General features: G+C 57.8%; 10 protein-coding genes, 2 tRNA genes and 2 pseudogenes. 8 read left to right on the top strand and 6 right to left on the bottom strand.

Going from position 1 to position 13,932, the window contains the following annotated elements; translation table 11 throughout:
• Window positions 1-118 precede the first annotated feature (118 nt).
• Together FHX09_RS30495 and FHX09_RS16870 are read right to left on the bottom strand one after the other, a co-directional pair.
• Window positions 119-420: pseudogene (locus tag FHX09_RS30495) on the bottom strand (hypothetical protein).
• A 391-nt stretch (window positions 421-811) separates the two neighbouring features.
• Window positions 812-886: transfer RNA gene (locus tag FHX09_RS16870), tRNA-Asn, on the bottom strand.
• A 117-nt stretch (window positions 887-1,003) separates the two neighbouring features.
• Here FHX09_RS16870 and FHX09_RS29955 point away from each other — a divergent pair.
• Window positions 1,004-1,300: a hypothetical protein gene (locus tag FHX09_RS29955; RefSeq protein WP_132594530.1), complete on the top strand. Its 297-nt coding sequence runs from the start codon at window positions 1,004-1,006 to the stop codon at window positions 1,298-1,300.
• A gap of 1 nt (window position 1,301) precedes the next feature.
• On the opposite strand, the gene FHX09_RS16865 is transcribed toward FHX09_RS29955, so the two are convergent.
• Window positions 1,302-2,306, bottom strand: a complete 1,005-nt coding sequence (locus tag FHX09_RS16865; RefSeq protein ID WP_007788869.1) for an inorganic phosphate transporter — start codon at window positions 2,304-2,306, stop codon at window positions 1,302-1,304.
• Window positions 2,306-2,947, bottom strand: coding sequence for a DUF47 family protein (locus FHX09_RS16860; RefSeq protein ID WP_132594528.1), 642 nt, complete (start codon window positions 2,945-2,947; stop codon window positions 2,306-2,308). The genes FHX09_RS16865 and FHX09_RS16860 overlap by 1 nt, the downstream gene beginning before the upstream one ends.
• Before the next feature lie 198 nt (window positions 2,948-3,145).
• Between FHX09_RS16860 and FHX09_RS16855 the strand changes: the two genes are divergently transcribed.
• From FHX09_RS16855 to FHX09_RS16845, 3 genes and pseudogenes are all read left to right on the top strand, one after another.
• Window positions 3,146-3,580, top strand: coding sequence for a BA14K family protein (locus tag FHX09_RS16855; protein ID WP_007788873.1), 435 nt, complete (start codon window positions 3,146-3,148; stop codon window positions 3,578-3,580).
• Between the two features lie 103 nt (window positions 3,581-3,683).
• Window positions 3,684-4,785 (top strand): annotated as a pseudogene (locus tag FHX09_RS16850) (IS110 family transposase).
• Window positions 4,786-5,965: 1,180 nt separating this feature from the next.
• Window positions 5,966-6,039 (top strand) — tRNA-Cys (locus FHX09_RS16845).
• Window positions 6,040-7,037: 998 nt separating this feature from the next.
• Here FHX09_RS16845 and FHX09_RS16840 read toward each other — a convergent pair.
• Window positions 7,038-7,184, bottom strand: a complete 147-nt coding sequence (locus tag FHX09_RS16840; RefSeq protein ID WP_007788879.1) for a hypothetical protein — start codon at window positions 7,182-7,184, stop codon at window positions 7,038-7,040.
• 373 nt (window positions 7,185-7,557) lie between these two features.
• Here FHX09_RS16840 and FHX09_RS16835 point away from each other — a divergent pair, with 373 nt between their 5' ends.
• On the top strand, window positions 7,558-8,220 hold the full coding sequence (locus tag FHX09_RS16835; protein WP_132590825.1) for a protein-L-isoaspartate O-methyltransferase: 663 nt from the start codon (window positions 7,558-7,560) through the stop codon (window positions 8,218-8,220).
• A gap of 13 nt (window positions 8,221-8,233) precedes the next feature.
• Here the strand turns inward: FHX09_RS16835 and FHX09_RS30360 are convergent, their stop codons facing one another.
• Window positions 8,234-8,365: a hypothetical protein gene (locus FHX09_RS30360; RefSeq protein WP_274533071.1), complete on the bottom strand. Its 132-nt coding sequence runs from the start codon at window positions 8,363-8,365 to the stop codon at window positions 8,234-8,236.
• Between the two features lie 77 nt (window positions 8,366-8,442).
• Between FHX09_RS30360 and FHX09_RS16830 the strand changes: the two genes are divergently transcribed.
• From FHX09_RS16830 to FHX09_RS16820, 3 genes are all read left to right on the top strand, one after another.
• Window positions 8,443-9,333, top strand: coding sequence for a DUF2497 domain-containing protein (locus FHX09_RS16830; protein WP_132590827.1), 891 nt, complete (start codon window positions 8,443-8,445; stop codon window positions 9,331-9,333).
• A gap of 118 nt (window positions 9,334-9,451) precedes the next feature.
• Entirely contained in the window at window positions 9,452-12,295 is a 2,844-nt protein-coding gene (locus tag FHX09_RS16825; RefSeq protein WP_132590829.1) for a valine--tRNA ligase, read from the top strand.
• A gap of 404 nt (window positions 12,296-12,699) precedes the next feature.
• The gene (locus FHX09_RS16820) at window positions 12,700-13,911 is read left to right on the top strand and encodes an OmpP1/FadL family transporter (RefSeq protein ID WP_132590831.1); all 1,212 of its coding nucleotides are present in this window, start codon (window positions 12,700-12,702) and stop codon (window positions 13,909-13,911) included.
• The last annotated feature ends 21 nt before the right edge of the window (window positions 13,912-13,932 follow it).

The raw sequence follows: 13,932 nt of genomic DNA, 5'->3' as shown, positions 1-13,932 counted from the left end.
GAAACTACGGTAGGCGTGGAACAGGCGTTTCTGCCTTCATGGAGAGAGTTTCTGGAGGTTCAAGCGCAAGAAAAGGGCCGGTCATCCCGGCCCTCTTGGAAGCCGGCCATCGGCCCGATCAGTTGTCGTATTCGCGGCAGGGGGGACTGATGGATGCGCCACTCTCGCCGCCACGGGTGTCAATACCCGAATTTACCTGTGGCATACCCGGGCAATCCATTGCCTTGGGCTGGGTGTGATGCTCTGCGTGGTCGTCGGGTCAATCGGAGCGACAGTGATCGGATGTGTGCCGCTATCGCCGCTCGTATAGTCGCCCGAGTAGGTGCTGGAGCTGGGATTTGTAGAACCGCCATTCGTTGGGCCGATTGGATCGGGATTGGATTAGGCAAAGGCGGAGGTTGCCAGACCCGCAGCAAGAATAGCCGCGCTATCATCGGACTACGTATGGGGATTTCCTCTTGTCGTCGTTTTTCGTTTGGGTGACATGGCAAAGTCCATCGGCAAAAGCATTGTTGCGAAGTTTTTATCCACCCAAGCGCGGATTATTCAGCAGCCGTCCCAACACTCGCGGGCTGTTTCCCGTCGCCGATCGGCAAGCATGCCATGGGCATTTCGATCGTCTTTGCGCCACCATGGGCAGCGCGAGCCCAAGCCTCAACTCTAAGAAGTTCGAACATCGCGCCCACCAACGGAGCGCAATCCTTGACCAAAAGGTGAGCTTTTCCCGAGAAAGGCCTGAGAGATTTCAGAAAAGAAAGAGCGGTTCGAAACTCGAACCGCTCTTGAAAGTGTTCAGCAATTGCTGAGAAACTGGCTCCCCGGGCCGGATTCGAACCGGCGACCTGTCGATTAACAGTCGAATGCTCTACCGCTGAGCTACCAGGGATCACCGCTCGCCGCGGTGTGAGTGGCCTAATACAAATGCTTGCCCGATTTGCCAAGCGGTTTTTTCAAAAAAATGACATCCGCTTGTATTCGTTCTGTATAACCCCATCTCCTGTGGATGACTGAAGCACATGATACCACTGGAAAATCGGGAGCCAAGCGATTTGGCATCGATCACAACACCGGCCATCTCGTTCTCGGCTCCGTAAGTATTCCGCTTCCACGGTCGCGCCTCGCCAGAATGACGATCGGCATGCTGCTGATCCTGGGTGGATTTTTGGGATTCTTGCCCGTTCTCGGCTTCTGGATGATTCCGTTGGGATTCATCGTTCTATCGCACGACCTGCATCTCGTGCGTCGGATGCGGCGGCGATTCTCCGTCTGGTGGAGCAAGAGGCGGAAACCCGCCCCTTAAATCAGTTGAAAAGGCCCGCCACGCAATAAAAGAGCGCCGAAATAAGCGCGGCAGCCGGGAGCGTGATCACCCAGGCAACGACGATGTTGCCTGCTAGGCCCCAACGGACTGCCGAGACGCGGCGCGCGGCGCCAACGCCGATGATCGCGCCAGTGATCGTATGGGTCGTGGAAACCGGAATCCCAAGCCACGTGGCTCCGAAGAGGGTGAGAGCGCCGCCTGTCTCCGCGCAGAACCCCTGCATAGGGTTCAGACGGGTGATCTTCGACCCCATGGTATGGACGATTCGCCAGCCGCCGAAGAGTGTCCCAAGCGCCATGGCCGTCTGGCAGGAGAGCACGACCCAGAGCGGCACGTGGAAGCTTCCCCCGAGATAACCCTGCGAATAGAGAAGTACGGCGATGATGCCCATCGTCTTTTGCGCATCATTGCCGCCGTGGCCCAGCGAATAAAGAGAGGCGGATACGAATTGCAGGACGCGGAACGTTCGATCGACAGCAAAGGGTGTCTGCCGAACGAAGATCCAGGAGACGATAAGCACGAGGAAGAGCGCCAGCATGAAGCCGATCAACGGCGACATGACGATCGCGCCCGCTGTCTTCAGCAGTCCGCTCCACACGATTGAGCTGAAGCCAACTTTTGCTAGTCCGGCGCCTACCAGCCCGCCCACCAGAGCATGCGAAGAGCTGGACGGGATGCCGAAGATCCAGGTGACGATATTCCAGACGATCGCGCCCATCAGTGCCGCGAAGATGATCAGCGGCGTGACGATATTGGGGTCGATGATGCCGGTTCCAAGGGTTTCGGCAACATGGAGACCGAAGAACAGGAACGCAATGAAATTGAAGAAAGCTGCCCAGACGACGGCATACTGAGGCCGCAGTACGCGCGTGGAAACGATCGTTGCGATCGAATTCGCGGCATCATGCAGGCCATTCAGGAAGTCAAAGAACAGCGCGATCGCGATCAGGCCGGCGAGCAGCGGAAAGGCGAGGGTGGCGTCCATCAAACGTTCTCAATCACGATGCCGCTGATTTCGTTGGCAACGTCTTCGAAGCGATCAACGACCTTCTCGAGTTCACCGTAGATTTCGCTGCCGATGATGTAGGCCATCGCATTCGACGCGCCGTGACGGAGGAAGAGTTCCTTCAGGCCGTGATCGTGCAACTCGTCGGAGCGTCCTTCGACGCGGGTAACTTCCTCCGCAATCGCCATGAGCCGCGGAGCGTTGGCGTTGATGCGATCAAGCAGTGGGATCGCCTCGGCGATGAGATGGGCGGCCTGCACGATTGCCACGCCCATTTCTTGCATGCGTGGATCGAATTGGGTTTGCTCGAAGAGCCGGATCGTCTTGACAGTCTTGTGCATCATATCGATCGCGTCATCCATCGACTGGATCAGATCCTTGATATCGACACGGTCGAAAGGTGTGATGAAGCTCCGGCGAACCGCAAGCAGCACCTCGCGGGTGATGTTGTCGGCATCGTTTTCGAGCGCGACGATCCGATCGCAATGCCGCTCGGTATCCCTGCCGGCGAGCAACTCGTTCAGCGCTTCCGCGGCGCCAACGATCGTCCGGGAATGCTGGGCAAAAAGGTCAAAGAACCGGTCTTCACGCGGCAAAAGTCTACGAAACCAGCTGAGCATTCCATCCATCCGTTTGAGAATTTTTAGAAGCTCGTCATAAATTGGCAGGGCTTGCAATTAAAGTGTCACAATTGCACCTGCTAAGATTCTTTTGCGCCGTGCATTACAATAGGAGCCAGGGAACTTGAGACTTGACTGAGCGTTAAAGTTCTAAGCGTTTTCCAACGCGAGACAGGCAGGAAATGAGAAGGTGCTGGAATGAAGAAGCTTGCGGTACTGGTATTGGCAATTGCGACGAGCCTGTCGGGCATCGGACCGTCCTTTGCCGAAAATTCGGGTGACGAGCATTCGGTTCAAAGCCGCGGCACGTTTGGAGATTCTGGCGCGAGAAACAACCGCAACTACGATCGATGCAGCGTCTATCGTTGCGGTGGCTATCGCCACGGCCACTATGGTAGGCGCTACTATCGTGATGACTACTATCGCCGTCACGACAATGATGCCGGCGCTCTGATCGGTGGTCTGGCGGCGGGGGCAATCATCGGCGGCCTCATTGCTTCACAGCCACGGGTTGGCCCGATCGGCAATTCGCACGTCGATTGGTGTTACAGCCGCTACCGCTCCTATCGGGCATATGACAACACCTATCAGCCATATTATGGCCCGCGGCGGCAGTGCTACTCGCCATACTAGACTAAATGTTCGCCTGGGACCGGGTGACCCGTCTCACAATATGCAGGTATCGAGGGTTGCGTAAGTTATCCTCGCACAGAGCCTCATGCATAGGAGACGGGCCGTGGAAGAGACTATCACATTTGTCGGATTGGACGTTCACAAAGAGACGATTGCGGTCGCGCTTGCCGATGGCGGTGGGCGCAGTGACGCGAGGGCATTCGGCCAGATTGCAAATACCCCCTCAGCGTTGGCCCGTATGGTGGCCAAGCTTTCGCAGCCGGGCCGGACGTTGAAGTTCTGCTACGAAGCAGGACCTTGCGGCTATGGCATTCAACGACAGCTTTCCGATGCTGGCCATGACTGTGTGGTCGTCGCCCCATCTTTGATCCCACGAAAGCCGGGTGATCGCATCAAGACGGACCGCCGGGATGCGAACAATCTGGCAAGGCTGCAGCGCTGGGGAGTTGAGCGCGGTTTGGATACCCGATCCCGCCCATGAAGCGATGCGCGATCTGGTTCGAGCACGCCTTGCTGCGGTGCGCAGCCTAAGACAAGCGCGTCAGCAACTCAGCGGATTTCTATTGCGTCACGGCTTTCATTATAACCGGCCAGCCTGGACACAGATGCACCGCCGTTGGCTGGCTGGTCTCCGCTTCGAACAACCAATCCACCTTATCGTGCTTGAGGATCATATCGCCACGATCGAAGCTGCAACAGACCGGCGAGACCGGCTGACGAAGCAAATCGAGATGATGTTAAGCGATTGGTCGTTGGCCCCGGTCGTACAGGCTTTGCAGTCGCTGCGCGGCATGGCGTTGGTTACCGCCGCTACGATGATTGCCGAATTGGGCGATATCAGTCGCTTCACCAATCCTCGCCAATTGATGGCGTATCTCGGGCTGGTACCATCGGAGCATTCGAGCGGTGGAACTCGGCGCCAGGGCGGAATTACCAAAGCTGGCAACGGAACGGCCCGTCGCATGCTGATCGAAGCCGCTTGGAGTTATCGGTTTCCTGCAAAGATCAGCCGTGAACAGTTGCTGCGCCAGGAGCAGCTTCCAAAACCGATCCGCGACACGGCATGGAAGGCACAAGTACGTTTGTGCAGCCGCTATCGAAAGCTCACCAAGGCCGGAAAGCCAGCGACGACCGTAACGACGGCGATTGCCCGTGAGCTATCGGGTTTCGTCTGGGCAATTGCATGCCAGGCTTCACCGCGTTGAATAATACCGCTCAAATCTAGCTCATCAAGGAGGACAACAGCCGATCAGAGTGGTTGATCACAGAAACCGGCGGGCCTGTCGATTGGAAATCCTGCCGGTTTTTGCGGCAGGGTGACCGGGATCATCACCACGCTTCCGGGTCGAGGTTTGCCGCATTTACGGTGATCGACGAGCTCAAGGTGAGAGGCAAGATCACGTTCGTTCAGGCGGTTCGTCGTACATATCCTTCAAAAACATGGATTCTCGCCTCTCCTCTTTCCAACAGGCGAGTACAGGTTCATCATGTCATGGCTGTCCCTTGACCTTTCCGCGCGTCGCTTGAACAGCACGACCTGCTGGGGACGTGGGATGCTTACCGCCGCTTAGCTGTTTCAGCAGGTCCGAACCCGGAACTAACACTGATTTATTTGGGATCGGAAGGTTTCGGCGGTCAGGCCTTGTAGCATGCTCAATTTGGAGAGTTCCCATGATCCGCTTGCACAAGCCAATCGCAGCTTTCGCTTTTCTCTTGCTCGCCGCAATCAGTTCGTCATGTACCCCCGGTGGGCCGGGGGCCCGCTCGCTGAACGAACCTTTGAACCTCGCCTGCGCGGATGGCTTCAAGGCCAGAGGCGACGGCTCATGCAGCTTTTAAGATCCGAGTAAATGCAATATCGCCCGCGGCTGACAGGCTCCCCGTGGAGTTGCGATATCTTGGTCTCGTCGTAATATTTTTTGCCTAGGACGTGGTAGATTCGCTCGCCAGTGTTGAGGCTGACGTTGCCCTTGATGTTGCATGCGCTGGAGAAGGCCGCAAGCGGCGTCGAGGACGTGAGTAGGTCCGTTCCAACGTAGCCAGCCAGTCCGCCAACGATGATCGCCAGGTAGAAAAAAGCGGCGGTGGCTGCTTCTTTGTCCGATATCGCGGCGGGGGAAATGAGCGGTGCATACCTTTAGCAAAAGAGAATTCCGGCCTTCGCTCAAGGAGAAGTTGCATGAAAGGTGAAGCATCCGCTTCCTGATACGATTCCGTAATGGCCCTTTGATCTGTCTTCCTGGACCCTCACGTCAAGCCTGTGGAAGAACGTTCTGGAAACGCTTATTCAGAATGGAAAAAGGACATTATTCAGAATGAACCCTCTTGCGATTTTTCTAGGATGGTTCTAAACGACCGCCACGGTTCGATTTTTCGACCGCGTGAGGCCTCGTGGCGGAGTGGTGACGCAGAGGACTGCAAATCCTTGTACCCCGGTTCAATTCCGGGCGAGGCCTCCAACTCTATTTTCTATCCGTAAGATATTGATTTACGGCCGGATTTTCTGATCAGGTCGCGTTGACCTCGCCATGCCGGATCGGGCAGTGGCGTCTTAATCCGATTTTCAGCTTGCTGTCCAATCGCCAGCTGGCAGCACGTCTCTTGCCGCTTCAATCCCGCGAAATTTGTTTGCAGCGAGCTCGCCAATCCACCTACTCCAATCGGACTAGGACCTAGGTCCATCTGGGCCAACTCTTACAACAGCGCTATGCTCCTCTTACTGGTCTGCCGGGGATAACACGGGGCTTTGAAGGTATCGGACCCACTCCTTGATCAGCTCCATCTTCCTGTCCGCGGCAGACAGGGCGGGGGTGAGTTTTCTGTCCCAGCAATGCTGAGGGGGCGGCCAAGTTGGTCGCCCTCTCCCGGTCATAGTTACCTCATCCCGCCGAGCAGCTCGGCGGTTCGGGTCGGACGCTTCTGGAGCGCCCTCCCTCCACGGCTAAACTTCGACGACATTTTCTCCACCGGCATATGAAAATCCGCAAGGCACTAGCCTACGCGGACGTTTCCCACGACCAACTCGGCGATCGCCGAGTTTTCGGTAGGGCGCTGAAGCTTCATCTTCAGTTCTGAGGAGCGCCTATGAAGTCGGCGACTAAAATACCGCACCTGGTGGAGCCGTGAACTGCATGCCGACATGCTGGCTATACTGATCGAGGAGGCCCTGAAAGAGGCCAAGGAAGAAGCGTTGCGCCACGGCATTCTCATCGACATAGAAGAGGAAACCGAGTTGCAGTAGCCTTCGCCGTAAACCGAGCGGCCCCGGCTGTATTCGGCCCCGGCCGGGTTGTCGACTGGGGAGGGGCTGGGGAGGCTCCGGGATCGACCGCGACACGATATAGGTCCCGTTTGACGGCCGCCATTGTAGCTTAAAGGTCTGTTTCGTCGTTTGTTCTTGCCTAAAAAGAACTTCTCGGCCCGCGTTCCAGTCGCTACCTCCGCCGCGGCTTGGCGTTCAGTTGATCCGCTGCAGTGATGGCATCGGTGACACGCCGGTTGTCGCGATGTTCGGGGCGCTGACCCTCACAAAGGGGATCAGGAGTATGATTGCTAGCAACGCGCAGATGAAGAAGCTGCCCAGCAGGAGCGGTTTGATTGCCATGTCCCATCCGTCGAATCGCAAGGAAACGACACTATCGGGACAAAAACTGACAATGGCCTGAAGGTAGGCAGTCAGCTTGTTTCACGATCGAAAAGACCGCAGCAGAAGATGCCAACCAACGTTGCGATGATGAAGAAGTCGAACAACGAAAGATATTCGATAATGTTCGGCATGGCCTACTCCTCCTCAATTCCTCCGGTTGCAATAATATCACAGCACGCTCCTTTGTTCCATGAAGGATTGCGCTAGGGCCGCGTCGGCGCCGCTCGCACCCCGAATTCTTGCCGCAGCCATTCGCGAAGCCTTGAAAGGCCGCTGTGCTAAGATTAAGAGACGTGCAGACAAAGCCGCTTCTACCGGGCGAGAGGACATAATGAACTTCGAATCAGCACGCGCAAACATGGTCGACAACCAGCTCCGCACGACGGACGTCACCTCGCATTCCGTGCTGACGGCCTTTCTCACCGTGCCGCGTGAGGCCTTCGTTCCCGAGAAGGCGAAGCCGCTTGCCTATATCGACAGTGACGTCGAAATCTGTCCGGCAGTTGCCGCCAAGCCTGCGCGCTATCTGATGCAGCCGTCGCCGCTTGCAAAGCTGCTCCAGCTTGCGGCGGTCACGAAGGATGATGTCGTACTCGAGATCGGCGCTGGCAGTGGCTACGTATCGGCTCTTTTTTCGCAGCTTGCCGGTACGGTGATCGCGGTTGAGGAAGACGAAACGCTCGCTACGGAAGCCAGGACCAACCTTGCCGGCTACACGAACGTGTCGGTCGTCACAGGCTCACTCAATGCTGGCAACGCGTCCGGCGCTCCTTATGATCTCATTTTCGTCAGTGGCTCAGTCGAGGAAGTTCCTTCCTCCTTGCTCTCCCAGCTTCGTGACGGTGGCCGTCTGGTCACGGTACAGGGTTACGGCGGTTCGGCACGCGCGAAGGTCTTTGTGAGCGAGCGCGGCACCGTTTCCGAAAACGTCTACTTCAATGCCTCCGTTAAGCCGCTTCCTGGTTTTGCCAAGGCGCGCGAATTCGTGTTCTGATCCACAGCTGCGATCACTGATTTTCAACGGGCGCCTTTTGGCGCCCGTCTTTCTTTCCGGCCATCGAAACGGGGTGCCAAGCAAGCGTGGCAGAAAGCTGTGCATGGCAGCATTCATTTGATTCGCGATGATTTTTTTCAATCATCGGCTATCCTAAGGTACGGGTGATTCGGATGCCCATTCCACGCAATCCGGTCGTTTTTCGGAATAACGGGGATAGATATGGCTCAGCCAAGCGTAGCGCGTGAACCGTCCATGGAGGAGATTCTGGCGTCGATCCGCCAGATCATCGAAAGCAATGACCCTGGTGCGGGCAGGGCGCTTTCGGCGTCGCTGCCGGCGGTTTATGGCGCCGATGAGGACGATCGTGATTCGGACATTCATTTGACGGTGGACGAGACTTACGCTGGCGTGGAATTCCCTGAACCGGTCTCTCAGCCCGACCCACGTTTCGTCGCTGCTAACTCGGCGGGCTCGGCTCCTCTGCCGGGCGCGCAGCCGCGTGCCATGTCTCTCGCTGATGTCGCTGCGCGCGTCCGTGCGGCGTCGGAGCGGAACGCTGCCCAGTTGCAGCGCGAAGTGCCGCCGGCATTTCGGCAGCCGGACATAAGGAACACAGAACTGAGAGCCGAGGCGTTGGAAGCTCCTCGTGAGATGCCGATGCCTGCTCCGATGGCTCCGCAACCTGCTGAAGCCGCGACAGCCCCCATTTCAGCTCCTGCGCCAAAAATCGTTGCCGTGCGTCCGCCTGTGGAAGTACCGTTCGAAATGCCTCAAATTGTTGCCATGGAGCCGCGACCGGCTGTCGTTGAAGTGGCTGAGGTATCCGTTCCCGCCGTCGCCACACCGATGGCGGAGGAGATGCTGCCAGGCCGCATCGAGGATGAGCAGCAGCCGGCATTGCTCTCGCGTGACGCGGGCCTTCAGGTCAGCCGGTCCTTCGAGGAGCTCGCTGCCGCGATCGATGGCGCCGAGCGTCGCTCTCTCGATGAGATCGCGGAAGACATGCTGCGCCCGATGCTGCGCGAATGGCTGGATGACAATCTGCCGACGCTGGTCGAACGTCTGGTGCGTGAGGAGATCGAACGCGTGGCGCGCGGCCCGCGCCGCTGATCGGAAACGCCTTTTCCCAAAGAGCCGCTCCGGTCTCCGGGGCGGCTTTTTTATTGACTTGCCTGAAGCCATCCTATTTACAACCCGCATCTAAGAACCTCCAGATTTTGGTCCCCAAATGCTCGACAAGACCTACGATTCCGCTGCCGTTGAACCGAAAATCGCTGCGAAATGGGATGAGGCGGACGCCTTCCGTGCGGGCGCCAATGCCAAGCGGGGCGCCGAGACCTTCACCATCGTGATCCCGCCGCCGAACGTGACCGGCTCGCTGCACATGGGACACGCGCTGAACAACACGCTGCAGGACATCATGGTCCGCTTCGAGCGCATGCGCGGCAAGGACGTGCTCTGGCAGCCGGGTATGGACCACGCCGGTATCGCCACCCAGATGGTTGTCGAGCGCAAGCTGATGGAACAGCAGTTGCCGGGCCGCCGCGACATGGGTCGCGAAGCCTTCATTGAGAAGGTCTGGGAATGGAAGGCGGAATCGGGCGGCCTCATCTTCAACCAATTGAAGCGTCTCGGCGCGTCCTGCGACTGGTCGCGCGAGCGCTTTACTATGGACGAGGGGCTCTCCGCTGCCGTTCTTGAAGTCTTTGTAACGCTTTACAAGGAAGGCCTGATCTATCGCGACAAGCGCCTTGTCAACTGGGATCCGAAGCTGCTGACGGCGATCTCCGACATCGAGGTCGAGCAGCACGAGGTCAACGGAAACCTCTGGTATTTCCGCTATCCGCTGGAGCCCGGCGTCACCTATCAGCATCCGGTTGCCTTCGACGAAGAAGGTAAGCCGACAGAATGGGAAACGCGCGACTATGTCGTCGTCGCCACCACCCGCCCGGAGACAATGCTCGGGGACACCGGCGTTGCCGTCAATCCGAAGGATGAGCGCTACAAGCCGCTGGTCGGCAAGCATGTGATCCTTCCAATCGTCGGCCGCCGCATTCCAATCGTCGCCGACGACTATCCGGATCCGACGGCCGGCACGGGCGCGGTCAAGATGACGCCGGCGCATGATTTCAACGATTTTGACGTCGGCAAGCGCACCGGCTTGCGTATCGTCAACGTACTCACGGCCGATGCGCGGATCACCCTCAAGGACAACGAGGATTTCCTGGAAGGCATTCCAGATGCCGCAGCGCTGCACGGCGCCTGGGATGAGCTCGAAGGCAAGGATCGATTCGAGGCGCGCAAAATCATCGTCCGTATCTTTGAAGAGGGGGGGCTGCTCGACAAGGTCGAACCGCATAAGCACATGGTTCCGCATGGCGACCGTGGCGGTGTTCCGATTGAGCCGCGCCTGACGGAGCAATGGTACGTTGACGCCAAGACGCTGGCCGCACCGGCGATCGCGTCGGTTCGCGAAGGCCGCACCAAGCTCGTTCCACGCAGCTGGGACAAGACCTATTACGAGTGGATGGAAAACATCCAGCCCTGGTGCGTCTCGCGCCAGCTCTGGTGGGGCCATCAGATTCCGGCCTGGTACGGCCCGGATGGTCAGGTCTTCGTCGAAAAGACCGAAGAGGAAGCCCTGCAAGCGGCGATCCAGCACTATCTCTCGCACGAAGGCCCGATGAAGGCCTACGTCGAAGACCTGCTCGAAAACTTCAAGCCGGGCGAAATCCTGACGCGTGACGAGGATGTTCTCGACACATGGTTTTCGTCCGCGCTCTGGCCGTTCTCGACACTCGGCTGGCCCGACAAGACGCCCGAATTGGAGCGCTACTACCCAACCAACGTTCTCGTTACCGGCTTCGATATCATCTTCTTCTGGGTAGCTCGTATGATGATGATGGGCCTTCACTTCATGAAGGATGAGGACGGCGCTCCGGTCGAGCCCTTCAACACGGTCTATGTTCACGCGCTGGTTCGCGACAAGAACGGCCAGAAGATGTCGAAGTCCAAGGGCAACGTCATCGATCCCCTGGAGCTGATCGACGAATACGGCGCTGATGCTCTGCGCTTCACCCTGGCGATCATGGCAGCGCAGGGACGCGACGTGAAGCTCGATCCGGCCCGCATCGCCGGCTACCGCAACTTCGGCACCAAGCTCTGGAACGCGACGCGCTTTGCCGAGATGAACGGTGCCAAGAGCGATCCACACTTCGTGCCCGAAGCCGCCGAGCTGACGATCAACCGCTGGATTCTGACGGAGCTTGCCCGTACGGAACGTGACGTTACGGAAGCTCTCGAATCCTACCGTTTCAACGATGCGGCAGGCGCGCTGTATCGCTTCGTCTGGAACCAGGTCTGCGACTGGTATCTCGAGCTGCTGAAGCCGGTGTTCAATGGCACGGACGAGGGCGCCAAGAAGGAAGCGCAGGCTTGCGCCGCCTATATCCTGGAGGAGATCTACAAGCTCCTGCATCCCTTCATGCCGTTCATGACGGAAGAACTGTGGGCGCACACAGCAGGCGAGGGTAGCGAGCGCGACACGCTGGTCTGCCACGCCGAATGGCCGGCGCCGTCTTATGCCGATGATGGTGCGGCCGATGAGATTAATTGGCTGATCGATCTGGTTTCCGGTATCCGCTCCGTTCGCGCCGAAATGAACGTCCCGCCGTCGGCGGTCGCGCCGCTGGTTGTCGTTGACGCCAACAGCCTGACGCGCGAGCGGCTTGTCCGGCATGACGCTGCGATCAAGCGTCTTGCCCGTGTTGACGGCATCTCGCTGGCCGGCGAAGCGCCGAAAGGTGCCGCGCAGATCGTCGTCGCCGGGGCGACTGTCTGCCTTCCGCTTGGCACGCTGATCGATCTTGCCGCGGAGAAAGCACGCCTCGAGAAGGCGATCGCCAAGGCCGATGGTGAGATCGCGCGCATTAACGGCAAGCTCTCGAACGAGAAGTTCGTCGCCAATGCCAATCCTGAAGTGGTCGCCGCTGAGCGTGATCGCTTGGAGGAGCTGCAAGGCCAGATCGCTAGCTTGCGGGTTGCACTGTCGCGTGTATCCGAGGCTGCGTGAAGTCAACGCTTAGTAGCAGGTAATTTCAAAGGCGCCCGATGTCGAATCGGGCGCCTTTTGCTGAAGGTCGACATGGATCTCCGGATTTGGCATCCGGATTTGCCGATATTCCTGGGATCCCACCTTGATTCCACACGTTTTCTTGCTGCCCCTGGCGAAAAACATCAGTGTTGTTTCCCTGTTACAGGAGGCAGCTAACGTGGAATGGTCGACCTCAATGCCGGGGGTAATTTTACCATCTATAGAATTTTGTTCTAAATTGCCGAAATATTGACGTGCCCGTCAATTTTTTACGTAAAACATCCGTTAGCCGAGTTTCCAATCACGCCCGAACACAAAGTTGCCATTTATCGGCATCGCCTGCACAGTCCCGCCATTGCAATTGCCTGAGTGGGGGAGACACATTGGCATCTCGTATGACATCGGCCGGCGTTCTGTCGCTTGCCCTATTTTCGACGCTGGCGCAGCCGTCCTTCGCCGGCGGCCTTGATCGCGGCGGCTACAATATCGATCTGCTCTTCGATCAGTCGCGTTTTTCCGCGCAGTCGGCTGTGATTTATGTCATGCCGCAGCGTGAATTGGAGAATGTAAAGGACAACACTGCTCGCCGCGGAAATCTGAGTGGTCGGCCGAACTCGGCAGATGAGACCGAAAACTATGCCGTGCCCTATGTAGGCTTCAAGGCCGGTTATGAGGCGGTTGACTGCCTGTTCGACTACTCCGAACCATTCGGTGTTCACACCAATCCGGGCGTGAACTGGGCTGGCGCAAACAGCAACGTTGAGACGAAGGTCAATACTGAGAACTACGCGGCCACATGTTCATACAAGTTTGATGTGGGTCCCGGTCAACTTCGGCTCATCGGGGGCGGTTTTTATCAGCGGCTCGATGGTTTTCAGGAAAAACTCGTAGCTGTTCTCCCGCCGAGGTTCGGCACCGGCATCGGTCGCCTTGACATAGCAGACGAGTCCGGAGGATGGCGTGCTGGCGTCGCTTATGAGATTCCGGAATATGGCGTGCGCGCAAGCCTGGTGTACAACAGCAGGGTGAAATACGACGACTTGACGGGCACGTTGAACCTTTCGCAGGTCGCAGGCGGTGCCATCATTCCAGTTGCCGGCTCTGCCGAGGCGCCTGACTCACTTGAGCTGAAACTTCAGTCCGGTATTGCACCCGATTGGTTGGCTTTTGGATCTGTGAAGTGGACGAACTGGAGCTTGCTGCAGTCGATCCCTTTCTGCCCGACGAACGGGCTTGCCTGTCCGGCTGGAGGGATAACGTCTCTCGATCTAGCCTATCGTGATGGATGGACAGTCGTGGGAGGCGTTGGCCATAAGTTCAATGACCAATGGACGGCTGCGCTTAGCCTTACATGGGATCGTGGTACGAGCGATGGCTACGGCTCACAGACGGACACATGGCTGGTTGGCGCAGGCGCAGCGTACAATCCGACTGAGAATGTCGAATGGCGCGTTGCTGGAAGCCTCGGCGTCATGACCAGCGGTGAGTCAGGAACGTTCACGAGGGATGGCGTCACCTACGGAAATGACGCCACTTACACCTTCGGCAATGATCTTGTGGCTGCCGTGTCGACCAGCATCAAGGTGAAATTCTAAGTTACAAAGATGAGCCTCAGA

This window comes from Rhizobium sp. BK538, from assembly GCF_014197575.1.
Taxonomy (GTDB): domain Bacteria; phylum Pseudomonadota; class Alphaproteobacteria; order Rhizobiales; family Rhizobiaceae; genus Rhizobium.
The sequence above is the reverse complement of the archived record's forward strand: the minus strand, read 5'-3'. Positions and strand labels throughout refer to the sequence as shown.

Coding starts and splice junctions, on each gene's coding strand:
- FHX09_RS16840 (WP_007788879.1), bottom strand. CDS start 7,184: ATGGCAATCAAACCGCTCCTGCTGGGCAGCTTCTTCATCTGCGCGTTG.
- FHX09_RS16835 (WP_132590825.1), top strand. CDS start 7,558: ATGAACTTCGAATCAGCACGCGCAAACATGGTCGACAACCAGCTCCGC.
- FHX09_RS16865 (WP_007788869.1), bottom strand. CDS start 2,306: ATGGACGCCACCCTCGCCTTTCCGCTGCTCGCCGGCCTGATCGCGATC.
- FHX09_RS16825 (WP_132590829.1), top strand. CDS start 9,452: ATGCTCGACAAGACCTACGATTCCGCTGCCGTTGAACCGAAAATCGCT.
- FHX09_RS16855 (WP_007788873.1), top strand. CDS start 3,146: ATGAAGAAGCTTGCGGTACTGGTATTGGCAATTGCGACGAGCCTGTCG.
- FHX09_RS16860 (WP_132594528.1), bottom strand. CDS start 2,947: ATGCTCAGCTGGTTTCGTAGACTTTTGCCGCGTGAAGACCGGTTCTTT.
- FHX09_RS16830 (WP_132590827.1), top strand. CDS start 8,443: ATGGCTCAGCCAAGCGTAGCGCGTGAACCGTCCATGGAGGAGATTCTG.
- FHX09_RS30360 (WP_274533071.1), bottom strand. CDS start 8,365: ATGATTGAAAAAAATCATCGCGAATCAAATGAATGCTGCCATGCACAG.
- FHX09_RS29955 (WP_132594530.1), top strand. CDS start 1,004: ATGACTGAAGCACATGATACCACTGGAAAATCGGGAGCCAAGCGATTT.